Below are 26,694 nucleotides of genomic sequence, written 5' to 3' on the forward strand. Positions count from 1 at the left end.
GCAGTAAAAGAAGATTTAGGTCCTATTAACGGAACAATCGGCGGAACAACAACATCGCTTATTGGACTGGATAAACTAAACGGAGTTCAGGCCGTTATCGGATCAAATCCGGGACAAGTTACTTTAACAGCAACGGCACCGACAGGATTTACGATTAATGCAGACGGAACAATCACCGTAAGCGCAGGAGTTAAAAAAGGAAACTACGATATTGAATATACAATCTGCGACAATAATAATCCAGCGACAAACTGCTCAACAGCAACTTCAACAGTTGTGATAACTGCAGCAGATTTAGTTGCAAATTTAGATGCAGTTGGATCAGTAACGGGATCAAATACATCTCAAACCCTTATCAATGTTTTTGATAACGATACTAAAAACGGATCAAAACTAGATCCGTCAGATGTTAAATTGACACCGGGAACAGACCCGAAAGGTTACTTAACAATTGATGCCAATGGAAATGCAGTATTAGGAGCAAATGCGCCGGCAGGAAATTACGAGATTACGTATGAAATCTGCGAGCTTTTCAATCCATCAAACTGCAGTACAAACAAAGTTCAGGTTACGGTTACGGCACCGGTAATTGATGCTGTTGCAGAAAACTTAGGTTCAGTAAACGGAAGCACAGGCGGTACAACAACTGTTTCAGTAATTGTAAACGATAAATTAAACGGATCTCAGGCTGTTATCGGATCAAATCATGGAGAGGTTATTTTATCCAAAGTAAATCTTCCAACAGGTTTTGTATTAGAACCAGACGGACGTGTAACAGTTCCAGCCAAGACACCAATTGGAATTTACGAAATCGAATACAGTATTTGTGAAGTAACAAATACAGGAAACTGCGATACGGCAAAAAGTACTGTAGAAGTTACCGGAGGAGTGTTAGCAGCAAATCCTGACACTATTCTGTCAGTTGTTGGAATAAATCAGCCTCAGACAATTGTGAATGTTTTCGATAACGATACAAATAATGCATTACCGCTTGTACCAAGTGACGTAAAACTTTCTGTAGAAGTTGCAGATCCAAAAGGATTCTTAACATTAAATCCAGACGGAACAGTAACATTGGGAGCAAATGCACCAAGAGGAACTTATGAATTAACGTATCAGATTTGTGAAGTATTAAATCAATCAAATTGCAGTTCTGGTAAGGTAGAAGTTACAGTAGAAGAGCCAACAATAACCGTTACGGCTGAAAGTTTTTGCTCAAACAACGTTCCTTACGTAACGTATAAGGTTGTGGCAGATAATTTTACACCAACAAATTTAGTAACAATTAAATGGATTGACAGCGCAAACAATGTTGTAGCAACACAAATAGAGCAGCCATTAAGCGGTACTATTTTATGGCCGGGAGCGGTTATCGATGGAAACGGAAATGGAGTAGACTGGCCGGGCTGGTTATTAGCAAATGGGCAATGGACAGAAGGTGCTGACGGATTCGAAAACACCAGAACTGGAGTTATAATGCAATTCTCTCTAAACCCAACAGCAGCTATTCCGGTAAGTTATCCTGCTGCAACACCGCAGTGTAATGCAAGACCAACTTTTGTAATCATCGCAAATGATGACACAGCGGGTCCGGTAGATACAAGTAAAGGAACTAATACTGGCACTAATATTTTTGATAATGATAAACTAAACGGATTAACAGTTAATCCTGCTGATGTTATTTTAAGCACAACAGTTCCAAATGCTAATTTGACTTTAAACGCAAATGGTTCAGTAATTGTAAAAGCAGGAACGCCATCAGGAACGTACCAATTGACGTATCAAATATGCGATGCTTCAAATTCAAATAACTGCAGTCAGGCAGTTGTAAAAGTGGTGGTGTTAAATTCAGTTTCTCCTGTTAATCCGGTACAGCAGTTGGTTTTAACTGATGATGCTCTTGTAGCAGTTGATGGAATTAACGGTTCTCTTGAATTTGTAAATGTTTTAGATAATGACTTATTAAACGGACAGCCAATTAATCCAGTTGATGTAATTATTAAAAACCAGTCAGGAAATTCAAATTTCGAATTTAATGCAGACGGAACAGTAAATGTTAAACCAAATACGCCAGGCGGAACTTATGCAATTGTATATCAGGTCTGCGAAAAAGCAAACGATACAAATTGCAGTACAGCAACATTAAATGTATTTGTAGAAGTTCCGGCAATTGCATTGGTTAAAACAGCAGCATTTAATGATGAAAACAACAATACAATTGCAAATGCAGGAGAGACTATCAGTTATAGATTTACAGTGACCAATACAGGAAACGTACCGTTAAGCGGAATCACGATTACAGATCTTCTGCCGGGAGTTGTAGTTTCAGGACAAGCTTTAGATTTAAATGCTGGCGAGTCAAATGATACTAATTTCTCAGCTCTGTACAAAATAACACAAACAGATATTAATTCTGGAAAAGTAAGCAATCAGGCAAGTGTACAAGGGAAAAGTGCAAGAGGAGTAGTTGTAGAAGACAATTCCGATTACGAAAATATAGACGGAGACAAACCTACAGTATTAGACTTAAACGGATGTAAAATTAAAGTTCTCAATGCCTTTTCTCCAAACGGAGACCAGAAAAATGAACGATTCTACATTCAGGGATTAGAATGTTATCCTGAAAATACCGTAGAAATTTACAACCGTTGGGGAGTTCTGGTTTTTGATGTAGATCATTATAACAATGTCGACAGAGTGTTTAAAGGATATTCATTTGGACGTACAACCATGAAACAGTCAGAAGGACTTCCGGTAGGAACTTATTTCTATATCCTGAAATACAAAGACAGCGACTCAAATCCTCACGAAACATCAGGTTATTTATACATTAATAAATAAAAAATACAAACGGCTTACGATAAGATGAGTCGTTTTTTAAAATCTTTAAGATGAAAAAATTAGGTTTAATTTTTATGTTTTTTACCATTGTGTGTTCAGCGCAGCAAGATGCTCAGTTTACACAATACATGTACAACACTATCGGAATAAATCCGGCTTATGCAGGTTCGCGCGGCGTATTGAGCGTTTTTGGGTTATATCGTACACAATGGATTGGTCTTGACGGAGCGCCGGAAACAAGTACTTTTTCTGTAAACACACCTTTAACCAACAGCAATTTAGGATTAGGAGTTTCTTTGGTAAACGATAAAATCGGGCCAACGAACGAAAATACTTTATCTGCTGATTTGTCATACAGTATTCCAACATCAGAATCATTTAAACTTTCGTTTGGTATCAAGGCAACAGCAAATCTTTTCAATCTTGATGCTAGTAAATTGAGTTATGAAGATCAAAACGACGAATTATTTCAGGACATCAAAAATAAGTTTACACCCAATATTGGAGCCGGAATTTACTGGCATTCAGATCGTGCATATTTGGGATTATCAGTTCCTAATTTTATCGAAACCAATCGCTATGATAATAATGATACAGCTATTTTCAAAGAAAAAATAAACTACTACTTCATGGCAGGTTATGTATTTAATCTGGATCGTTTAGAATATATAAAATTCAAACCGGCGTTGTTAACAAAAATGGTAGAAGGAGCGCCTTTACAGGTAGATGTTTCGGGTAATTTCATGTTCAATGATAAGTTTGTTCTTGGGCTGGCTTATCGTTGGAGTGCTTCAGTGAGTGCAATGGCAGGTTTTCAGGTTACAAAGGGCATGTATATAGGATATGGTTACGATCACGAAACCACACAATTAAGAAAATACAATTCAGGATCGCATGAGATTTTCCTTCGTTTTGATTTCTTTAATAATTACAGCAAACTTACCTCACCAAGATTCTTTTAATTGATAAATTATGAAGCTTAAAAAAATACTTTTTCCCATTTTGTTGCTTTGCTTTTTTATGGCAGATGCCCAAACGGCCAGTATAAAAAATGCAGATAAAAAATACGATAGTTACGCTTACGCGGATGCTATAAAAGCCTATGAAAAATTAGTTGAAAAAGGAGTTAGAGAAGAAAGAATATTTCAAAGACTTGGAAATTCCTATTATTTCATAGGCGAATTAAAAGACGCCTTAAAATACTATCAGGAATTATTCAGTATTAATGAAAATCAGGAAGCAGACTATTTGTATAAATATGCTCAATGCTTAAAATCAGAAGGGAATTATACTAAAGCCGATGAAATTTTAGAGAAATTCTCCCAAAAAGCACCTTCAGATAAAAGAGCCGTTTTATTCTTAAAAAACAGAAATTATTTAGAAGATATTAAATCAAATTCAGGACGTTTTGATATTGCAGATGCCGGAATCAACTCAAAAGATTCAGATTACGGAAGCACTATTTTAGACAATAAATTAGTCTTTACATCGGCAAGAGATACAGGTTCTATTATCAAAAAGAATTTTAAATGGACAAATAAAGCCATTTCAACTTTATATGCTGTAGATTTAAATCCAGACGGGAGCATTGGAAAACCAATGTTGTTTCATAAACAAAATCTGCAGGTTAACTTCAATCAGTCTACTCCCGTTTTTACAAAAGATGGTAAAACCATGTATTTTACCAGAAATAACTCAGTAGACGGAAAAAGAAAACAAAATGAAAACAAGGTCACATTTTTAAAACTATACAAAGCCGTTTTAATTAATAACGAATGGAAAGAAGTACAAGAACTTCCGTTTAACAGTGACGAATACAGCGTAGCGCATCCAGCTTTAAGTGTAGACGAAAAAACATTATATTTTGCATCAGATATGCCGGGAACGTTAGGACTTTCGGATATCTATAAAGTAAGCATACTTTCTAACGGAGGTTTTGGTGCACCAGAAAATTTAGGTCCAGAAATTAATACCGAAGGAAGAGAAACTTTTCCTTTTATTTCAGATGAAAACGAACTTTATTTTGCCAGCGACGGAAGGCCAGGTTTAGGCGGACTGGATATTTTTGTTTCTAAAATTACCAAAGAAGGCACTTTTGATGAAGTACAAAATGTTGGTGAACCAATTAACAGTAAACAAGACGATTTTGCTTTTATCATTAACAGTAAAAACAGAAATGGTTTTTTCTCTTCAAACCGAGTAAACGGCCACGGACTTGACGATGTATACCGATTTACAGAAAACCGAAGATTAATTTGCGAACAACAGCTGTCAGGCACAATTACAGATCAGGAAACAAACGAAACACTTTCAAACGTTGCCTTGATTTTATTTGATGAAGCAGGTAAAACTGCCGTTGAAGCCAAATCAGATGCTAATGGAAATTATGTTTTTTCAAACGTAAAATGCGGTAAGAAGTACTATATCAAAACAGCTAAAGAAGATTATTTGTTTAAAGAAGTTTCGATAACACTGAAAAAGGCAACAGGATCTGCTTCTCTGCCAATAGCTTTAGAAAAGAAACCAAAACCAATTACAGCAATTCCGGTTGTAATAAAAACCAATAATTCGATTAAACCAGTTAAAGTTACCATTGCAGTTGGAACCGATTTAGGGAAATTATTAAAAATCCCGATGAACTTTTTTGATTTAGGAAAAGCCACAATCAAAAAATCGTCTGAACCTCAATTGCAAAAAATGGTCGATATGTTAAACCAATATCCAACAATTAAAGTCGATATTCGTTCGCATACAGACAGCCGTTCATCTTCAGAAAGCAATCAGATTTTATCAGATAAAAGAGCGCAGTCTACCAAAGACTGGCTGGTAAGCAAAGGAATTAATGCAGACCGATTAACCGCAAAAGGATTTGGAGAAACACAATTAGTAAATAAATGTGCCGATGGTGTAAAATGTACAGAACAACAACATCAGCAAAACCGACGAAGCGAGTTTATAATCGTAAGTTTGTAATTTGATTAAATGAAAAAGGCTTTCTAGGAATTTATTTCAGAAAGCCTTTTTTAATTTGGCATATTGAAAGAGATATGCCGCTCCGCTGGAGCTTTTAGAAATGGGATTTTGTTTGCTATAAATATTCTGCTCCTCTGGAGCATAATGTCTCATTTGCAAGAGCTCCTGCGGAGCGATATATTTATAGGCTTTTGTTTGGTATAAATATTCTGCTCCTCTGGAGCATAGTGTCTTATTTGTAAGAGCTCCAGCGGAGCGATATATTTATAGCGGGGTGAAATATTTATAGATACAGATTGATATTAAAGATAATAAAGCTCCTGCGGAGCGATATATCTGTAGGATTTTGTTTGCTATAAATATTCTGTTCCTCTGGAGCATAGTGTCTTATTGGTAAGAGCTCCAGCGGAGCGATATATTTATAGCGGAGCGATATATTTATAGAAAAAACATTGGGGGCGACATATTTGTTATTCAACAATAACATCAGGGTTTGCAATAAACATTTGATAAATTTCGTCTAGTATTTCCATTTCATCCGTTGGAAACATTTCTAAGACCATTTCTAAAATAAGCGCTACATTAATTGGTGAAGTTTTAATAATATTCGAAGCTTTATGTGCATCGTAGTCCAGCGCAACAATACATAATTTTAAGATTTCGGCAATAACGCAGCCAAGCTCAGAATAATTTGAAAGTTTAATTTGAGCAACATTAGTATCTGATTTTGCATCTGTTGGCTTTAATGTGCTGAAATAAAGTGCGGATAATTTTTTTAGGCGTTCTAAATTTTTAATTTCATTGATTTCCATAGCATGATTTTTTTTCAAATATAAGATTTTATTTTAAAAGGACATATATGTCCTTTTGTTCTTTTCGCTAGTTTAATAGATTTGATTTGTGAAAAATGAAAAATATAAATTAGAGATTATTAGATTAGGATTGCTAATCAAAGTGCTTCGAGTAAAAGAAAAGATTACACAAGAACAATTGTCAATATTGTGCAATGTTGATGTAAGAACTATTCGACGTATTGAAAAAGGACAACAAAATATTACCATTAGTTTGCTTTTCACAATAGCTGATGCATTGAAAATAGAATCAAGTATTTTAATAAGTAAAATATTTTCTGAAAATCCATAATACTTCCAGATTTAAAATAATCTTTATATATAATCCCTAAGGGATATATTTGGGTGGATTTCCTTTTTCTACCAATATTTAATTTCTACGAAATACTCCGTCAGGAGTTAAACATTGGCAGCTCCCCAAAAAAATGCGTATTTTGTCCCATAGGGACTATACAATTTAATATTGTTTCATATCTCCCTACGGGAAATTATTGAATGAAATGATTTCATTTTACTGCTGCCAACCAGTTACTACTAATGGAGTATTCCATATAAATTATAACATTTGATTTTACTGATATTTTATTCTTAACAGAGTTCTACTATTGTATTTAATTTCTACAAAGTACTCCGTTAGGAGTAACTGGTTGGTAGCAAAAAAAATATCCGCGATGTATTTTGTCCCATAGGGACATTTGTTCGTAGATAAAAACATGGATATATAATGAGATTTATATTTTATTAGGCAGACATCAAAAAGTTAAAAAATCTAATTTTCCACAAAAAACGCCTGTAATTTTTTTCTTCCTTTAAAGTATAATTTTAAAAATTCTAAAAACAATGTATTTTGTTTAAAATGAGTTAGTTGTGTTTTTAAAAAATCGATTTCGCTGCATATTGTATTTGTTTTTATTATAACTTTATGAAAACTAAAATTTTTCAGATATGACTGTAGATCAAATACTAAACGCAAAAGGGAAAAATGTTTTTTCGGTACGTTCAACCACAACTGTTTATGAAGCTTTAAAAGTAATGGGCGATAAAAACATCGGCGCTATTCTCATCATAGACGGAACCGATTTAAAAGGAATTTTATCTGAAAGAGATTATGCTCGAAAAATTGTTTTAAAAGATAAATCCTCTAAAGAAACATTTGTACATGAAATTATGGAAAGCAATGTTTTTACAGTCCAGCTTTCAAATAATATTGACGATTGTATGGAACTTATGAGCTCAAAAAGAATACGACATCTGCCTGTTTTAGAAAACGGAACCGTTGTAGGAATAATTTCTATAAGCGATGTTGTAAAAGCAATTATTGAAATTCAAAAAGATACCATTCATCATCTAAACTCTTACATCTCACAGTAAAACTTCTATAAAATACTTTTTTGAAATAGTCCGGTTTAAATCGGGCTATTTTTTTTGATTTTACCATTTTGATATTTTAACAAAAGAAAGCAGTAAAAGCGTCCCATTTTAAACTAAGACTTATATCTTTGTAAGCTAGAATAAAAGCTAAAATAATGAACAAAGAGAGTAAAAAAAGAGAGGCATTACAGTACCACGCTGAGCCAACTCCAGGAAAAATTCAGGTAGTTCCAACAAAAAAATATGCAACCCAGAGAGACTTATCGCTTGCGTATTCGCCGGGAGTTGCTGAACCTTGTTTAGCAATTGCAGAAAACATTGAAGATGTTTATAAATATACAGCAAAAGGAAATTTAGTTGCCGTAATTTCAAACGGTACTGCTGTTTTAGGACTTGGAGATATAGGCCCGGAAGCAGGAAAACCAGTAATGGAAGGTAAAGGTTTATTGTTTAAAATATTCTCTGATATTGACGTTTTTGATATAGAAGTTGACACAAAAAATGTTGAAGAATTTATTCAGACTGTAAAAAATATTGCTCCAACTTTTGGAGGTATTAATCTTGAAGATATCAAAGCACCGGAATCTTTTGAAATTGAAAGAAGATTAATCGAAGAATTAGATATTCCGGTAATGCACGACGATCAGCACGGAACTGCAATTATCTCTTCGGCAGCTTTAATCAATGCACTTGAATTAGCAGGAAAAAAAGCAGAAGATGTAAAAGTAGTAGTTTCTGGAGCAGGATCTGCAGCAATTGCTTGTACTGACTTATATGTTTTATTAGGAGTAAAAGTTGAAAATGTTTTAATGTTTAATAGTAAAGGACTTTTAACAAAAGACAATCCAGCACTTTCAGAATTACAATTAAAATATGCAATAGACGGTCCTAAAATTGAGTTAGCAGAAGCGGTAAAAGGAGCAGATGTTTTCATCGGCTTATCATCTGGAGATATTTTATCGCCGGAAATGCTGTTAACAATGAAAGAAAATCCGATTGTTTTTGCAATGGCAAATCCAAATCCGGAAATCGATTATAATTTGGCTGTACAAACACGTATAGACGTGATTATGGCTACAGGCCGTTCAGATTTTCCTAATCAGGTAAATAACGTTCTTGGTTTTCCTTATATTTTTAGAGGAGCTCTAGACGTGCGTGCTACAAAAATTAACGAAGCTATGAAAATGGCTGCTGTAAAAGCATTGGCTATTTTAGCAAAAGAACCAGTTCCAGAACAGGTTAACGTAGCTTATGGAGCAATGAAATTAGGTTTCGGACAAGAATATATCATTCCTAAACCATTCGATCCTAGATTGATTACTGTTGTGGCTCCAGCGGTTGCAAAAGCAGCAATGGAATCTGGAGTAGCAAAAAATCCTATTACAGACTGGGCAGCTTATGAAGATAAGCTTCGCGAACGTATGGGTAACGATAATAAAATGGTGCGTTTAATTACAAACCGAGCAAAATTAGATCCTAAAAGAGTAGTTTTTGCTGAGGCAGACCAATTAAATGTATTAAAGGCTGCACAAATAGTACACGAAGACGGAATTGGTATTCCGGTTTTATTAGGAAACAGAGAAACTATTTTAGAATTAAAAGCTGAATTAGGTTTTGATGCTGAATTAGAAATCATCGATCCTAAAATAAACGAAGAAGAAGAAAGACGTAACAAATTTGCAAATTCATACTGGGAATCAAGAGAACGCAGAGGAGTTTCATTGCTTGATGCTCAAAAATTCATGCGCGAAAGAAACTATTTCGCTGCCATGATGGTAAACGAAGGAGAAGCAGATGCACTTGTTACAGGATATTCAAGAAGTTACCCAAGTGTTGTAAAACCAATGCTGCAATTAATTGAAAAAGCACACGGCGCTTCACTTGTTGCAACAGCAAACATGATGCTTACATCACGCGGACCAATGTTCTTGTCAGATACAGCAATCAATATCAATCCATCATCAGAAGATTTAGTAAATATTGCATTGATGACTGCTAAAACAGCAAAAATGTTCGGAATTGAACCCGTAATTGCAATGGTTTCTTATTCAAACTTTGGTTCATCAACACATCAAAATGCTTCAAAAGTAAGAGAAGCAGTGGCGTATTTACACAAAAATCACCCTGAGATGGTCGTAGATGGTGAGATTCAGGCAGACTTTGCTTTAAATTCTGAAATGCTTCAGGAAAAATTCCCATTCTCTAAACTGGCAGGTAAAAAAGTAAATACACTGGTATTCCCTAACTTAGAGTCGGCTAATATCACTTATAAATTGATGAAAGAACTGAATAAATCAGCTTCTATCGGGCCAATTATGATGGGAATGGATAAACCAGTTCACATTTTCCAATTAGGAGCAAGCGTTGAAGAAATGGTTAATATGGCAGCAATTGCGGTTATTGACGCTCAGGAAAAAGAAAACAAAAAGAACAAATTAGCAAAATAATTCACTAAAAAATAGGACAAAATAATATTGTCCTATTTTTATTGCATTTTTACTATATTTGGATTCTTACTAAATTATATTATGATAGCACATTTGCAGGGAAAATTAGTCGAAAAGAATCCCACAGAAGTTGTAATTGATTGCGGAGGAGTGGGATACCACGTAAATATTTCGTTACATACTTTTTCATTAATTCCAAATGCTGATTTTATAAAATTGTATACGCATCTTCAAATCAAAGAAGATGCGCATACTTTATATGGTTTTGTAGAAAAATCTGAACGTGAGATATTTAGAATGCTGTTGTCTGTTTCAGGAATTGGAGCCGGCATCGCACGAACAATGCTTTCGTCTATAGAACCCAGACAAATTATTAATGCCATTGCCTCAGGAGATGTTGGAGTTATCCAGTCTATAAAAGGTATTGGAAACAAAACAGCACAGCGAGTAATACTTGATTTAAAAGAAAAAGTGTTAAAGTTGTACGATTTAGACGAAGTTTCTGTTGTCCAAAACAATACAAATCGAGATGAAGCGTTATCTGCTTTGGAAGTTTTAGGATTCGTTCGTAAAACATCTGAAAAAGTAGTGGAAAAAATCGTCAAAGAAGATCCGGAAGCTACTGTTGAAACGATCATCAAAAAGGCTTTAAAAAGCTTATAAAATCAATTTTATATAACCAATTGTATGCGTAAAATTTGTATTTTTTTACTGGTTTTATTTTGTGGTAACGTTTTGCGGTCACAAGTAAAACCGGCGGTTCAAGATACAACAAAGACTCAATTTTCTGTTGGGAAAATGGAGTTAGAAAATCCTCCAAGCATACTCTCGGCCTATAAATATGATCCCATAACAGATAGATACATTTACACAACATCTGTTGATGGTTTCTCTATTGATTATCCTTTAGTTTTAACACCAAAAGAATACGAAGATTTACTTTTGAAAGAATCCAGAAGAGATTATTTCAGAAAAAAAATGGACGCTATTGATGGTAAAAAAACCGGAGCCGAAGCTGCCAAAAAAGATTTACTGCCAAGATATTACATTAATTCAAGTCTTTTTGAAAGCATATTTGGAAGTAACACTATCGATGTAAAACCTACAGGTTCTGTCGAAATGGACTTAGGAGTTCGATACACCAAACAAGACAACCCAGCATTTTCACCCCGAAACAGATCAAGTCTAACATTCGATTTTGATCAGCGAATCAGTATGAGTTTGATGGGGAAAATTGGAACCAGACTAGAAGTAAATGCCAATTATGATACCCAGTCTACTTTTGCCTTTCAGAATTTATTCAAACTTGCTTATACGCCATCAGAAGATGATATTATTCAAAAAGTAGAAGTTGGTAACGTAAGCATGCCTCTTAACAGTACGCTTATTCGTGGTGCGCAGAGTTTATTTGGGGTAAAAACACAATTACAATTCGGGAGAACAACCATTACAGGTGTTTTCTCTGAACAAAAATCGCAGACCAAAAGCGTTGTAGCAGAAAACGGAGGAACAGTTCAAAACTTTGATTTGTATGCTCTTGATTATGATAATGATCGTCACTTTTTCCTTTCTCAGTATTTTAGAAACAAATACGACGTTTCATTAAAAAATTACCCATTTATAGACAGCCGTGTACAAATTACAAGATTAGAAGTCTGGGTAACTAACAAACAAAATCGTGTAACAACAACTGGCGGCGGAAATAACTTAAGAAACATTATAGCACTTCAGGATTTAGGAGAAGCGCAGGTAAGCGGTGTTCCGGATAATGAAGTTGTAGTTATCAGCTCAACAGCTGGATTTTTCAACAATCCAATTGACAGCCCTACGAGTAATACCAACAACAAATACGATCCGGCAACAATTGGTCAGGCAGGTTCATTTTTAAACTCAAACATTAGAGAAATTGTAACGGCAAAATCCGGTTTCAATAATACAAATGTGAGCGAAGCTACAGATTATTCTGTATTAGAAAACGCAAGAAAACTAACAACAAACGAATATACTTTTAACCCGCAATTAGGTTACATCTCTTTACAGCAGCGTTTGGCAAATGACGAAATTCTTGCCGTTGCGTTTGAATATACTGTAGGAGGAAAAGTGTATCAGGTAGGGGAATTTGGAAGCGATGGTGTAGATGCTACTGTAGTTACAGGAAATAACAGCTCAAATCAGGCAATTATTACCCAGAGTTTAGTTTTAAAAATGCTGAAAAGTAATTTGACAAACGTTAAAAATCCGGTTTGGAACCTGATGATGAAAAACGTTTATCAAATTCCTCAGGCATATCAAATTAAACAAGACGATTTCAGATTAAATATCCTTTACACAGATCCGTCTCCTATTAACTATATTACACCAGTTCAGGGATCATCATTCCCTCCAAATCCAGCTCCTGATAGTAAAGTTGAGCAGACACCTTTATTAAACGTTTTCAACTTAGACCGTTTAAATTACAATAACGATCCACAGGCAGGCGGAGATGGTTTCTTTGATTATATTCCGGGAGTAACAGTAGATGTACAAAACGGCCGTGTAATTTTTACAACAAAAGAGCCTTTTGGAGAGTTAATATTCAATAAACTGCAAACCGGTGCAGGAGAGAGCTATAACGATCCAACAACATACAACGCGAATCAGCAGAAATATGTATTTAGAAACATGTATCGAAATACACAGGCTGGTGCTTTGCAGGATAGTGATAAAAACAAATTCTTATTAAGAGGAAAATACAAATCATCTGGAAGCAACGGGATTCCAATTGGAGCCTTTAATGTACCGCAAGGTTCTGTAGTAGTTACAGCCGCAGGACGTGTTTTGGTAGAAGGAATAGATTACAGCGTAGATTATCAATTAGGAAGAGTTCAAATTCTAGATCCTTCGCTGCAGGCTTCAAACACGCCAATTGAAGTTTCGTTAGAAAACAACTCAATCTTTGGGCAGCAGACACGAAGATTTATGGGATTCAATATCGAACATAAAATCTCAGATAAATTTGTAATTGGCGGTACTTATTTAAAAATGACCGAAAGACCTTTTACACAAAAATCAACTTATGGTCAGGAATCTGTAAACAATACGATTTTTGGATTTAATGGAAATTATTCAACAGAAGTTCCATTTTTGACACGTTTGGCTAACAAGCTTCCAAACATTGATACAGATGTCCCTTCAAACCTTTCTATTCGTGGAGAAGTTGCCTTTTTAAGACCAGATGCTCCAAAAGCAAGTGATTTTCAAGGAGAAGCTACTATTTATGTAGACGATTTCGAAGGTTCGCAGTCAACAATAGATATGCGCTCTGCTTATGCCTGGAGTTTAGCTTCAACACCATTTATTACTTCTATCAATGACAATACTTTTAATGCCAATTCTAATACTTTAGAATATGGTTTTAAAAGAGCGAAATTATCGTGGTATACAATTGACCCTGTGTTTTATTCTTCAAAACCATCGGGTATTTCAAACGATGATTTATCATTAAACACGACCAGAAGAATTTACAGCAGAGAGTTATATCCAAACACAGATATTGCGCAAGGACAGATTCAGGTGGTTAATACACTCGATTTAACCTACTATCCAGGAGAGAGAGGACCATATAATAACAATCCAAGTTTTGGGGCAAGCAATCCTTCTGCAAACTTTGGAGGGATTATGCGAGCTTTAAATTCAACTAATTTTGAGCAGGGAAATGTTGAGTATATTCAATTTTGGGTACTTGACCCATATGTTGGAAATGGTGAATCTCCAGCTACAAATGCAGGTAAAATATATTTCAATTTAGGTGAAATCTCAGAAGACGTTTTAAAAGACGGAAGAAAGCAATATGAAAACGGATTAGGACCAGATCAGGTTATGGTAAATCCGCAACCGCTTTGGGGAGATGTTCCGGCATCACAATCTTTAATTTATGCTTTTGATACCAATCCAGATAACAGAAAAAATCAAGACGTTGGTTTAGATGGTCTGCCAAGTTCAAGAGAAGGTTCAATTTATACCAATTATGCGGGAGAAGCAGATCCTGCGGGAGACGACTATACGTATTATCTAAATGCTGATGGAGGCGTTTTAGAGCGTTATAAAAACTACAATGGTACAGAAGGAAACTCAGCAGTAAGCATCAATGACCCTAATCGTGGTTCTACGACACTTCCTGATGTTGAGGATATTAACCGTGATAATACCATGAGTACTATTAATGCCTATTATGAGTATAGCATTGATGTAAAACCTGGAATGCAGGTTGGTGAAAATTACATTACAGATATTAGAGAAGTTACAAATGTTGATCTTCCAAACGGAGGAACAACAAACGCAAGATGGATTCAGTTTAAAATTCCGGTTTCACAGCCTCAAAATACAATTGGAAACATTACAGACTTTAGATCTATTCGTTTCATGCGTATGTTTATGACTGGATTTAATTCTCAGATGACAGTTCGTTTTGGAGCTTTAGATTTAGTAAGAGGAGAGTGGAGAAGATACACAGGAACATTAGATGCAAATGACCAAAATCCAGATGATGACGGAGTAGAATTTGATGTTGCTGCAGTTAATATTCAGGAAAACGGAACAAAATGTCCTGTAAACTATGTAATGCCTCCAGGCGTACAAAGAGAACAATTATATAACAACAATACTGTTATTAATCAAAACGAACAGGCATTAGCGGTTAGAATTGGCGGTGCAGGTTTACAATATCAAGATTCCAGAGCAGTTTTCAAAAACGTAAGTGTCGATATGCGACAGTACAAAAAACTGAAAATGTTTTTACACGCAGAATCATTGCCAAATCAACCAACATTGGAAGATGATGAAATGGTTGGTTTTATCCGTTTTGGAAATGACTTTACGCAAAACTTTTATCAGGTAGAGATTCCTTTAAAAGTTACCAAAACAGGAGGGTCTTGTTCAATAAGCCCAGATTTGGTTTGGATGGATGATAACAGTATAGATTTAGCTCTTGATTTATTAACAAGAATGAAAATCAAAGCTATGAGTATTGATATTAACTCATCGAAAAGAGATGTCAATGGTATTTATTATCCAGATAATGATCCGGATTTAGAAGGAGGAGATGGTGATGGTAAATTAACTTTAGGTATTAAAGGAAATCCTAACTTTGGTTTAGTCCGAAACTTAATGGTTGGGGTAAAAAGCCGTGCCGATCATAAAGACATAAAAGGAGAAGTTTGGTTTAATGAGCTTCGTTTAGCTGATTTAGAAAACAAAGGCGGTATGGCAGCAATATTAAATGTTGATACCAATATGGCCGATTTTGCTACTGTTTCTGCAACTGGTAGAAAAAGCACCATTGGGTTTGGTTCTTTAGAACAAGGAGCAAATGAGCGTGATCGTGAAGATGTACAGCAATATAATATTGTTACAAACCTGAATTTAGGAAAACTGCTTCCTAAAAAATGGGGAATAAACCTGCCGTTTAATTATGCAATTGGCGAAGAAGTAATTACACCAGAGTACGATCCGTTTAATCAGGATATTAAATTAGACCAATTAATTAGAGAAACTACAGATCAGGCCGAAAAAGATAATATTAGGACTCGTGCTATTGACTATACAAAACGAAAAAGTATTAATTTCATTGGGGTAAGAAAAGACAGAGCACCTGAGCAGAAACCTCATGTGTACGATATTGAGAATTTTACCTTCTCGCAATCATACAATCAGGTAGAACGTCATGATTATGAAGTTGCAGATTATGAAGATGAGCAGTCTAATTCGGCTGTAAATTATGCTTATACGTTCCAGCCAAAAGAGGTTGTGCCGTTTAAGAGTACTAAATTCATGAAGAAAAGTGAATATTGGAAATTGTTGAGCGATTTCAACTTTAATTATCTGCCGTCAAACATATCTTTTAATACCAATATTTTAAGACAAAGCAACCGTCAGCAGTTTAGAGAAGTTGAGGTTGAAGGAATTGGTCTTGATCCGCTTTACAGAAGAAATTTTGCGTTTAATTACCAATACGGATTTGGTTTTAACTTAACTAAATCTTTAAAGCTAAATTATTCAGCAACATCAAATAACATTGTTCGAAACTTCTTGAACGATGACAATTCTCCAAAAGAAGATTTTAATATCTGGGATGATTATTTAGACATTGGAACACCAAATCAGCATGCGCAGCAGTTGGTTTTAAATTATGATATTCCAATTAACAAAATTCCAATTTTTGGTTTTGTAAAAGCGAGTTATTCATATACGGCAGATTATATGTGGCAGCGTTCTTCGACAGCATTTTCAGAATACGAAGATCCAAACGGTACCGTTTATGATTTAGGAAATACAATTCAGAATTCAAATTCAAATACACTTACAACAACTTTGAATATGAATACGCTGTATAAATATCTTGGTTTAACACCGGGTGCTAAAAAAACAGCTAAATCTAAAACGGCTGCACCGCCAAAACCAGGTGAAAAAATTGTTAATACAGCAAAACCAGTAGTAAGTTCAAGTCCGTTTTATGATGGTTTAATTGGGGTTTTGACAAGTATTAAAAACGTTCAGATTAACTATACCAAAAACAGCGGAACCGTTTTACCTGGTTATACGCCAAGTGTTGGGTTTTTAGGAACTTCTAAACCAAGTTTAGGATTCGTATTTGGAAGTCAGGATGATGTGCGTTATGAAGCTGCAAAAAGAGGATGGCTTACAACATATCAGGATTTCAACCAGAGTTTTACACAGGTTTCAAACAAACTTTTAAAAGTTACGGCAAACATTGATTTACTGCCGGATTTAAAAGTTGATTTATCAATGGATCGTTCTTATTCTGAAAATACCTCAGAACAGTACAGTGTAGATCCATCAACAAATGAATATAAGCCGTTATCGCCTTATACTTATGGAATGTTTTCTATCTCGACTGTAATGATTAAAACTGCATTCTCGCCAAGTGATGAAACACAATCAGCAGCATTTGATGATTTTAGAAGCAATCGTTTAATAATTGCAAATCGTCTGGCAGAAGGTCATTATGGTTCTGGAGTTGCAATTCCAAGATATGGTGACGCAAACAATCCTATTCCGGCTGAAACAGATCCAAATTATGCGGTATATACAGCAAATCAAGGATACCCAATTGGATATACAAAAAGTAATCAGGCTGTTTTATTGCCGGCTTTCTTAGCAGCATATACAGGTTCAGATGCTTCAAGTTCTTCTACGAATATTTTTAGAAGTTTTCCAATTCCAAACTGGAGTATTAAGTATAATGGGTTAATGCGCTATAAGTACTTTAAAGATAAATTTAAACGTTTTTCATTACAGCACAATTATAGAGCATCCTATACTATAAACCAGTTTAGATCAAATTTTGATTACAACAGTTCGCCAAAGGTACAGGATGTAAATACTAATTTCTATAACGAAATTATAATGTCGAATGTCAATTTAGTAGAACAATTTAGTCCGTTAATTAGAATGGATTTTGAGTTGAAAAGCTCTTTAAGAGTTCTTTCTGAAATTAAAAAAGACAGAGCTTTATCGATGAGTTTCGATAATAATTTATTGACAGAAGTAAAAGGGATGGAATATATTATTGGTTTAGGATATCGCTTTAAAGATGTTATTTTCTCATCAAGACTAGCAGATAATCCAACCGGAATCATCAAAAGTGACATTAACATAAAGGCCGATTTTTCTTTAAGAAATAATGAAACTTTAGTACGTTACTTAGATTACGATAACAATCAGCTGGCAGCGGGTCAAAATATTTGGTCTCTTAAATTAACGGCAGATTACTCGTTTAGTAAAAACCTGACTGCAATATTTTATTATGATCATTCGTTTTCAAAAGCAGTTATTTCGACGTCATTCCCGTTAACAAACATAAGATCGGGCTTTACACTTAGATATAATTTCGGAAATTAAATTTGGGTTTCTAAACCATTATTATTAGAAGATTATTACATTTGTTGCAGAATTATTAAAATATCAATTTTCAAACATACTATTATGAGCATACCAGCAAATTTAAAGTACACAAAAGATCACGAATGGGTTAGCATCGAAGGCGATGTTGCGACTGTAGGAATTACTCATTTTGCACAAAAAGAGTTAGGGGATATCGTGTATGTTGAAGTAGAAACTTTAGATCAGACACTTGATAAAGATGAGGTTTTTGGAACAGTTGAAGCTGTAAAAACAGTTTCAGATTTGTTTTTGCCTTTAACAGGAGAAATTATTGCTTTTAATGAAGATTTAGAAAGTGCGCCGGAAACAGTAAATTCTGATCCTTATGGAGCTGGATGGATGATTAAAGTTAAAATTGCTAATCCTTCAGAAATAGATTCTTTATTATCTGACGAAGCTTATAAACAATTAATCGGTGCCTAAACAATTATTGTTAATCTGGGCAATGTTATGCTCAGGAATTATTGCTTATTTTTGTTTAACAGACTCGAGTAATCTTCCTGCAGTAAGTTTTCCCAGCATTGACAAAATAGTGCATTTTTGCTTTCATTTTGGTTTTACCATTTCCTGGATTGTGTTTTTCAAAAAAGAACTGAAAGGAAAAGATGTTAATGATTATAAAGCCTACTTTGTTTCGTTTATATTTTCGGTTTTTTTCGGAATAACGATCGAAATACTGCAAGGTGTTTTAACAGTAACAAGATCATCAGATGTAACAGATGTTTTAGCAAATGCGCTCGGAGCCCTTGTGGCAGTTTTTACAGCGATAGCTTTAAAAAAACAAATCGATAAAATATAAGAATATAATTACCCACTTCGGTGGGTTTTTTATTGGCAGAAAATCAGCTTTATAAAACAGTATTTTTTATGAATTATAATGTACTTTTGCGCCATTCGATCTAACTTCTATATTATGAATGTTAAGCAGTACTTAGATTCAACTTATTTAAAAACAGCTTCTCAGGCCGGAATTTCGGAAGAGGAAAATGTTGTTGTAGTTAAAAATGCAATCGAAGAAGCGATTACAGAAAGTTTTAAGCTGATTATGATCAGGCCGGAATATGTGAGTCTGGCAAAAGACATGATCTTAAAGGCAAATTCGACTTTATTGGTTGGTACAGTAATAGATTTCCCAGAAGGGAAGTCAAGTTTAGAAACTAAAATTAAAGAAGCAAACGAAGCAATAGAAAACGGAGCTGATGATTTAGATTTTGTTTGTAATTACGAAGCCTTTAAAAACGGAGATGTAGATTTAATAAAACAAGAAATCTTAATTGGAACTCAAATAGGACTGGCGAACAACAAAACAGTAAAATGGATTATTGAAGTCGCAGCATTAACAGATAAAGAAATTATACAACTGTGTGCTTTAATAAAAAATGTTGTTATATCGAACTTTAAAGAAGAAGATTATGCTTCGGTTTTTGTAAAATCATCTACAGGTTTTTATAAAACCGAAAACAATCTGCCAAATGGAGCAACAATTCCTACTATAATTATAATGCTGGAAAATGCGTCGCCTTTGCCAGTTAAGGCTGCAGGCGGAGTTCGTTCTTATGAAGACGCAGTAGAAATGATTCGTTTAGGAGTTAAGCGAATTGGAACTTCGGCAGCAAAAGCAATTGCAAACGGAGAAAATACCACAAATCAATATTAAATAAAAGCCCCAAATTTACGTGAATAAGTTATTTTTATCTTTTATCATTTTACCATTATTTGTTTTTTCTCAGGAAACAAATATAAAACAAGGTTTTACTTCAGAGCAATTTCCAATTTTTCCAAGTTGTGAAAATCTTCAGGCAAAAAAACTAGAAAATTGTTTTTATAAAGAAGTACAGGATTTTGTGTATGCTAATTTTGAAATTCCAGCTGATTTAAAACAAAACAATTACAAAGGAGAAGTAAAAGTTCTTTTTGAGGTTGATGCTAATGGTGAATTTAAAGTGATTTACGTAAATGCGGCAAATGACGCTCTTGTGGAAGAGGCAAAACGAGTTTTTGGAAGATTCCCAAAAATCAAACCTTCTACTTATAATGGAAAACCGACTTATTCAAAATATACCATTTCAATTGATATACCTTTAAAAAATGCAGATCAGATTGCTGCAGAAGCTTTGGCTGCATCACAAATTTTAAAGCCAGTTGAAAAACCCATGACAGAATTGGATAGTATCGTGTATAAAAAATACAATATGCCAGAATTTGAAAGTCATTTAAATATTCCATTTTCTCATAGTTACTATGCGCAGTTTGATGGTGCAATGAATCAGGTTGGAAGTAATAATCACACAGCTTCAAAGCCATACACGTATGCCGAGGTTTCGAAATATTACAATTTAAAAGCAGTAAATCAATCGTTGCAAAAGAATGTTTCAAGCTGGTTAGGAAGAAAATGGTGGAACGAAAACATGGTGCAGATTCAGGGAGAAGATTATTGGCTGGCCCTAAATCCGATTGTAGATTTACAGATGGGAAAAGCTTCAGATCTTGATGCTTCTTATTCTTATGTAAATACTCGTGCCTTAAACTTTAGAGGAGGTTTAGGAAAACAGATTAATTTTACTACTACCGTTTTTGAAAGTCAGGGTCGATTTGCAGGGTATTATAATGATTATGCCGAAACTTTAAAGCCTTCTGGAGGAAATCCGGCAATTATTCCGGGAATGGGAATCGCCAAAAGATTTAAAACTGATGCTTACGATTTTCCTTTAGCAGAAGCTAATATTACTTTTGCGCCAGGAAAAATATTCGATTTTCAATTAGGTTATGGCAGAAACTTTATTGGAGACGGTTATAGATCTTTACTTGAAAGTGATGGAGCAAGTCCGTATCCGTATTTTAAAATCAATACAAACTTCTGGAAAATAAAGTACACAAATACTTATATGTGGCTTAAAGATGTACGTCCTGATGTAACAGTAGAAAAAACGTATGCTACTAAATTTATGGCAAATCATTATTTGAGCTGGAACGTTTCAAATAGATTGAACTTAGGTTTCTTTGAATCTGTAGTTTGGACAGATACCAACAATAGAGGTTTTGATGTGAATTTCGTGAACCCAATTATTTTCTATCGTTCAGTTGAATTTTCATCTTCATCAAGAAGCGGAAATGCGCTTTTAGGTGCGACGGCTAAATACAAATGGAATAACAATGTAAATTTATATGCTCAATTTTTGCTTGATGAATTCTCAGTAAGTGATATGGGAGCGGGAGAACAAAGCTGGAAAAATAAATTTGGTTACCAATTGGGAGCGAAATATTACAATGCTTTTAAAGTTAAAGATCTTCTTTTACAGTTAGAATACAATCACGTTCGTCCTTATGTTTATTCACACAGTGCTGTAATTACCAATTATGGGCATAACAATCAAAGTATTGGGCATCAATGGGGAGGGAATTTTGAAGAACTTGTTGCAATTGGGCGCTATCATAAAGGACGTCTTTTTGCCGATGCTAAATTTACGGTTGGCACAAGAGGTTTAGATTTTGATACTGCAGAAGATGGTTATAATTATGGAGGAAATATTTATAAAAGTTATGATGTAGATCGTCCGTATGATAAAGGTGTTAAAATAGGACAGGGAAATAAAACAAGTATTTTTATTGCTGATATTCAGGGAGGATATTTAATAAATCCGATAACAAACCTAAAATTGTTTGGAAGCTTTATTTACAGAAACTTTGACCCGACTCAGGAAACGGCAACAACTTTTAAACAAAGTACAACCTGGTTTACAATCGGATTACGTTCTGATATCTTTAACTGGTATTTTGATTACTAGGATTTTTAATAAGATTTTTCGAAATAATACTGTTAAAGATTGGCAAGTTCTTATTCTGTAAAGGTTTTATTGAAAAAAATCTAATTTTATAGGTCTCAATTCTACAATCTAATTTGTACATTTGCAGCACTCAAAAAAAATATACAAAGACTACGGTATTGAACGCTGCTAAAAATACATTATCAATAAAATCAATATTTCTGGATTTCAAAGAGATTACTAAAGCTGGTTTGGCTATTAGTGTTTTGTTCTCTTCGATAGCAGGATATTTGTTAGGAGTTAATGACGAACATCCTTTTAAATGGAGTGTTTTAATTGTTTTAGCAATTGGAGGGTATTGTATGGTTGGAGCATCTAATGCTTATAATCAGGTAATCGAGAAAGATATCGATTCATTAATGGATCGAACAAAAAATCGCCCTGTTGCTTCTGGGCGTATGTCAAAAGTAACAGCCTTAATAGTGGCAAGTCTGCTTACTATAATTGGTATTGTCCTTTTGTATACAATCAATGCTAAGTCGGCAATGTTTGCTGCAATTTCAATATTTTTATATACCAGTATATATACACCATTAAAAACCGTAACTTCATTGTCGGTTTTTGTTGGTGCTTTCCCGGGCGCAATTCCTTTTATGTTAGGATGGGTTGCGGCAACAGGAGAATTTGGTATTGAAGCCGGAACGCTTTTTTTAATTCAGTTTTTCTGGCAGTTTCCTCATTTTTGGTCAATAGGATGGTTCTTATATGACGATTATGCAAAAGCAGGAATCTTTATGCTTCCAACCGAAAATAAAGACAGAAAAACCGCTTTGCAGGTTATTTTATATACGATTTGGTTAATAATAGCTTCGTTGTTACCAGTTTTAGGGTATACAGGACAGTTGTTTATTTCGCCGGTCGCAGCAGTTTTAGTGTTTTTATTAGGTTTGTGGATGCTGTTTTATGCAGTTCGTTTATACCAGCTGCGAACACCAAAAGCAGCCAGAACATTAATGTTAGTGAGTGTATCGTACATTTCATTACTGCAGATTGTGTTTATAGTAGATAAATTTTTAAGATAGTTATGGAAATGACATTAACAACAAGTGATGAGCAGGTAAGAAAATCAAAATCGGCAAAGCTGATTTTGTTGTTCGCAATGGTTAGTATGACCATGATGTTTGCTGGACTTACGAGTGCATTTGTAGTAAGTAAATCAAGAGCAGACTGGCTGCAGAATTTTCAAATACCAAGTGCTTTTTATTTTAGCACAGCTGTAATTATAGGGTGCAGTATTACCTTTTTTCTGGCGAAAAAAGCAATTCAGAATGGCAATAGAACTTCAACTACAGCGTTTCTTTTAGGAACATTAGTTTTGGGTGTTTTATTTGTTGTATTACAGTTTAGAGGTTTTGGGCAAATTATAGAAAGTGGTTATTATATGACAGGTCAGGGCAGCTCGATTACTACAACTTTCCTTTATGTAATCGCGCTTATGCACTTATTGCACCTTGCAGGCGGGCTTATTTCACTTTTAATTATAATTTATAATCATTTTAAACAAAAATACAATCCGAGTCAAACTCTTGGAATAGAACTAGGTGCGATGTATTGGCACTTTTTAGACCTATTGTGGGTATTATTATTTTTATTTTTATATTTCTTTAAATAAGAAAAAAACGTAAATTTGGGAACTTTTTAACGAATATCTTTTATGGAAGCGACAGTTACTACTGCAAATAACGACGAAAAAACTTGGGGAGGCGGTCATGAAATCCAGCCGTTAGGATCAAGTTATGGTAAAATGATGATGTGGTTTTTTATCGTATCGGATGCCTTAACATTTTCTGGATTCTTAGGGGCTTATGGTTTTTCTAGATTTAAATTTATTGAAACTTGGCCATTGGCTGATGAAGTGTTTACTCACTTTCCTTTTATGCATGGTGTTTCGGCTCCTATGTATTATGTAGCCTTAATGACTTTTATCTTGATTTTCTCATCTGTAACAATGGTATTAGCTGTTGATGCAGGTCACCAATTAAAGAAAACAAAAGTTGCTGTTTACATGTTCTTAACTATTATTGGAGGTTTAATTTTCGTAGGCTCACAAGCTTGGGAGTGGAAAAACTTCATTAAAGGAGAATATGGTGCGGTTGAAACACATGGCGGAAGTTTATTGCAGTTTGTTAAGGCAGATGGAACAAGAGTTGCTCTTGCAGATTTCGCAGTAAAATTACCAGAACAAAGAGAAGCTTTAACAAGAAGCAAAACTACTTGGTTCATGGAAGATGCTCAGTCTTTGCCAACTTATTCTGTAGCGGAAATTCAGGCAGGATTTAAAGCACATCCAGATTTACTAGTAAGAACAGAAACTCTTACTAAAGATAAAAAGAAAACAGTTTTGTCAAGACAAGAGTCTGAGACTCGTCTTGCAGAAGCTAAATATGTTGTAGAAGGTGCAAACTTAATTAGAAACGAATACGGTAATAAATTATTTGCTGATTTCTTCTTCTTCATCACAGGATTCCACGGATTCCACGTATTTTCTGGAGTTATCATTAATATCATTATTTTCTTTAATGTATTATTAGGAACTTACGAGAAAAGAAGAAGCTACGAAATGGTAGAGAAAGTTGGTTTATACTGGCACTTCGTAGATTTAGTTTGGGTATTTGTATTTACAGTTTTCTACCTAGTTTAATTTTAGAATTTAATTATTATGTCACACGAGCACGTATCAAATACAAAAAGAATCTGGTTTGTTTTCGCATTACTTTCAGTAGTAACTACAGTAGAAGTTATTTTGGGTATCTACAAACCAAAATCATTAGAGTTTACACATTTTATCGGTTTGAATTTGTTAAACTGGATATTCTATATCCTTACAGTATTCAAAGCTTATTATATTGTATGGGCATTTATGCACATGGAAGGTGAAAAAAGCAGCCTTAGATGGTCTGTTGTGTCACCAGTTATTTTCCTAGTATTATATTTATTGTTCATCCTGTTAACAGAAGGACACTATATTTATGGGGTTTTTAAAGATTCTACTATTAAATGGAATTTTTAACATGATATTAATTCGAAAAGAAGCTCCGTTTAACGGAGCTTTTTTTATTTTTGTACCTCAATAACTTCCGTTAAAACAATGAAAAAAAATATAGTTCTTTTTGTGCTTTTTGTTTTACCAATTGTAGCCTATTTGTTTTTTGCTTCAGGTGTAAATAGTTTTACAAAACTTCCCATAATTACTCCAAAAATTGCCGATTTTGGAAACTGGAAATCTCTCGACGGCAAGAAAGTCTCTCTCGATAAAAAAATTACGGTTTTAGGTTTTTCTGGTTCTGATATTTTAAGCAGCAGAGGAAACTACTTTAATCTTAATGAAAAAATCTACAAACGTTATCATGGTTTCGAAGATCTTCAGTTTGTTGTAGTTTGTCCGCTTGGTACAGAAAAAGAAGCTCAAAAACTGGTTGATGCACTAAAACCTTTTACAGATGTTTCTGGATGGAATTTTGTTTTTGCTTCTCCAGAAGAAATACAAGCATTTTACAATCAATTGCAGTTAAAAGGAAAACTAGATGAGAAACTTGGGACTTCTAATGTTTTTATTGTAGATAAAGAACGAAATTTAAGAGGACGTAAAGGAGAAAGTAAAGACAAAAAAGATGAATATAAAGAAGGATATGATACTTTTCATCCGTCTGAGCTGAGTAATGAAATGCTGGATGACTTTAAAATCATTTTGTATGAATACCGTGCTGCCCTAAAAAAGAACCATAATGCCACAAAACAACTTTAAAACTTACGAATAATGTTCAAAAATAAATCTTACATCGGGATTTCGTTTATTATTTTGATTTTCGGAATCTATGCAGTGCCAAAAATTGTTGATAGAATTAAAAATGGTGATGTTGTAAAAGGAAATCGATTAGATAATGTAGGTTCTAAAAGTTCTAAAGATGCAAAATTATTAACGATTGGTCCGGCTCCAAAATTTGAATTAACAAATCAGGATAACGTTAAAATATCTAATGAAACGTATAAAGGAAAAGTGTATGTTTTAGAATTTTTCTTTACAACCTGCCCATCAATCTGTCCAAAGATGAATATGAGTATGCTGGAAATTGAAAAAACATTCTTTGGTAATCCAAATTTTGGTATTGTTTCAATTACAATTGATCCGGTTCATGATACACCTCAGGTTTTAAAAGATCATGCAAAACTATTGGGAGTAAAATCTGCTTCATGGAATTTCCTAACAGGAGACAAAGCAACTATTATGGATTTGTCAAATAAAGGTTTTAATCTATATGCCGGCGAAAATTCAAAAGTAAGCGGAGGTTTTGAGCACTCAGGATTATTTGCTTTAATTGATAAAGACGGAAATATTCGCTGTAGAAAAGATGAATTTGGAAACCCAAATATCTACTACGACGGTTTAGATAAAAAAGGAGTTAGAGATATTCAACAAGACATTAAAATACTATTAGAAGAATAAAA

The 26,694-nt window shown here is 34.3% G+C and carries 19 protein-coding genes; 18 read left to right on the forward strand and 1 reads right to left on the reverse strand.

The features are described from left to right. From ACTJIW_RS12450 to ACTJIW_RS12460, 3 genes are all read left to right on the forward strand, one after another. On the forward strand, nt 1-2,841 hold a 2,841-nt coding region (locus ACTJIW_RS12450; RefSeq protein ID WP_440718454.1), incomplete at its 5' end, for a gliding motility-associated C-terminal domain-containing protein. A 50-nt stretch (nt 2,842-2,891) separates the two neighbouring features. Next, on the forward strand, nt 2,892-3,803 hold the full coding sequence (locus ACTJIW_RS12455; protein ID WP_121362323.1) for a PorP/SprF family type IX secretion system membrane protein: 912 nt from the start codon (nt 2,892-2,894) through the stop codon (nt 3,801-3,803). A gap of 10 nt (nt 3,804-3,813) precedes the next feature. Continuing rightward, nucleotides 3,814-5,814, forward strand: coding sequence for an OmpA family protein (locus tag ACTJIW_RS12460; protein WP_440714494.1), 2,001 nt, complete (start codon nt 3,814-3,816; stop codon nt 5,812-5,814). Nucleotides 5,815-6,284: 470 nt separating this feature from the next. Here ACTJIW_RS12460 and ACTJIW_RS12465 read toward each other — a convergent pair whose 3' ends face one another. Beyond that, complete coding sequence (locus ACTJIW_RS12465) at nt 6,285-6,626, reverse strand: hypothetical protein (RefSeq protein WP_440714493.1); 342 nt, start codon at nt 6,624-6,626, stop codon at nt 6,285-6,287. Nucleotides 6,627-6,714: 88 nt separating this feature from the next. Here ACTJIW_RS12465 and ACTJIW_RS12470 point away from each other — a divergent pair, with 88 nt between their 5' ends. The 15 genes from ACTJIW_RS12470 (at nt 6,715) to ACTJIW_RS12540 (ending at nt 26,692) form a co-directional block, all read left to right on the forward strand. Further along, nucleotides 6,715-6,957: a helix-turn-helix domain-containing protein gene (locus ACTJIW_RS12470; RefSeq protein ID WP_440714492.1), complete on the forward strand. Its 243-nt coding sequence runs from the start codon at nt 6,715-6,717 to the stop codon at nt 6,955-6,957. A 653-nt stretch (nt 6,958-7,610) separates the two neighbouring features. Next, nucleotides 7,611-8,036 (forward strand): CBS domain-containing protein, encoded by a 426-nt coding sequence (locus ACTJIW_RS12475; protein WP_012023726.1) that lies wholly within the window; start codon nt 7,611-7,613, stop codon nt 8,034-8,036. Nucleotides 8,037-8,191: 155 nt separating this feature from the next. Continuing rightward, nucleotides 8,192-10,483 carry an NADP-dependent malic enzyme gene (locus ACTJIW_RS12480; RefSeq protein WP_440714491.1) on the forward strand — a complete coding sequence of 764 codons (2,292 nt, stop codon included), beginning with the start codon at nt 8,192-8,194 and terminating at the stop codon, nt 10,481-10,483. 81 nt (nt 10,484-10,564) lie between these two features. Further along, nucleotides 10,565-11,146, forward strand: a complete 582-nt coding sequence (ruvA, locus tag ACTJIW_RS12485; RefSeq protein ID WP_012023728.1) for a Holliday junction branch migration protein RuvA — start codon at nt 10,565-10,567, stop codon at nt 11,144-11,146. Between the two features lie 24 nt (nt 11,147-11,170). After that, a complete protein-coding gene (gene sprA / locus ACTJIW_RS12490; protein ID WP_440714490.1) occupies nt 11,171-18,382 on the forward strand; it encodes a cell surface protein SprA in 7,212 nt (2,403 codons plus the stop codon). Nucleotides 18,383-18,466: 84 nt separating this feature from the next. Then, a complete protein-coding gene (gene gcvH, locus ACTJIW_RS12495; RefSeq protein WP_012023730.1) occupies nt 18,467-18,847 on the forward strand; it encodes a glycine cleavage system protein GcvH in 381 nt (126 codons plus the stop codon). Then, nucleotides 18,840-19,223: a VanZ family protein gene (locus tag ACTJIW_RS12500; RefSeq protein WP_044047591.1), complete on the forward strand. Its 384-nt coding sequence runs from the start codon at nt 18,840-18,842 to the stop codon at nt 19,221-19,223. Before gcvH ends, ACTJIW_RS12500 begins: the two co-directional genes overlap by 8 nt. A 114-nt stretch (nt 19,224-19,337) precedes the next feature. After that, nucleotides 19,338-20,081 (forward strand): deoxyribose-phosphate aldolase, encoded by a 744-nt coding sequence (deoC, locus tag ACTJIW_RS12505; RefSeq protein WP_121362315.1) that lies wholly within the window; start codon nt 19,338-19,340, stop codon nt 20,079-20,081. Between the two features lie 19 nt (nt 20,082-20,100). Next, entirely contained in the window at nt 20,101-22,209 is a 2,109-nt protein-coding gene (locus ACTJIW_RS12510; RefSeq protein ID WP_440714489.1) for an energy transducer TonB, read from the forward strand. A gap of 158 nt (nt 22,210-22,367) precedes the next feature. Then, on the forward strand, nt 22,368-23,270 hold the full coding sequence (gene cyoE / locus ACTJIW_RS12515; RefSeq protein WP_440714488.1) for a heme o synthase: 903 nt from the start codon (nt 22,368-22,370) through the stop codon (nt 23,268-23,270). A 2-nt stretch (nt 23,271-23,272) separates the two neighbouring features. Continuing rightward, a complete protein-coding gene (locus tag ACTJIW_RS12520) occupies nt 23,273-23,860 on the forward strand; it encodes a cytochrome c oxidase subunit 3 (RefSeq protein WP_012023735.1) in 588 nt (195 codons plus the stop codon). A 42-nt stretch (nt 23,861-23,902) separates the two neighbouring features. After that, on the forward strand, nt 23,903-24,889 hold the full coding sequence (locus ACTJIW_RS12525) for a cytochrome c oxidase subunit 3 (RefSeq protein ID WP_012023736.1): 987 nt from the start codon (nt 23,903-23,905) through the stop codon (nt 24,887-24,889). A gap of 18 nt (nt 24,890-24,907) precedes the next feature. Then, entirely contained in the window at nt 24,908-25,258 is a 351-nt protein-coding gene (locus tag ACTJIW_RS12530; RefSeq protein WP_012023737.1) for a cytochrome C oxidase subunit IV family protein, read from the forward strand. A gap of 78 nt (nt 25,259-25,336) precedes the next feature. Continuing rightward, the gene (locus tag ACTJIW_RS12535; RefSeq protein ID WP_440714487.1) at nt 25,337-25,993 is read left to right on the forward strand and encodes a hypothetical protein; all 657 of its coding nucleotides are present in this window, start codon (nt 25,337-25,339) and stop codon (nt 25,991-25,993) included. A gap of 12 nt (nt 25,994-26,005) precedes the next feature. Further along, on the forward strand, nt 26,006-26,692 hold the full coding sequence (locus ACTJIW_RS12540) for an SCO family protein (protein ID WP_073407882.1): 687 nt from the start codon (nt 26,006-26,008) through the stop codon (nt 26,690-26,692). The last annotated feature ends 2 nt before the right edge of the window (nt 26,693-26,694 follow it).

Origin of the sequence: Flavobacterium sp. 22659 (assembly GCF_052044235.1) — a bacterium.
Taxonomy (GTDB): Bacteria; Bacteroidota; Bacteroidia; order Flavobacteriales; family Flavobacteriaceae; genus Flavobacterium; species Flavobacterium johnsoniae.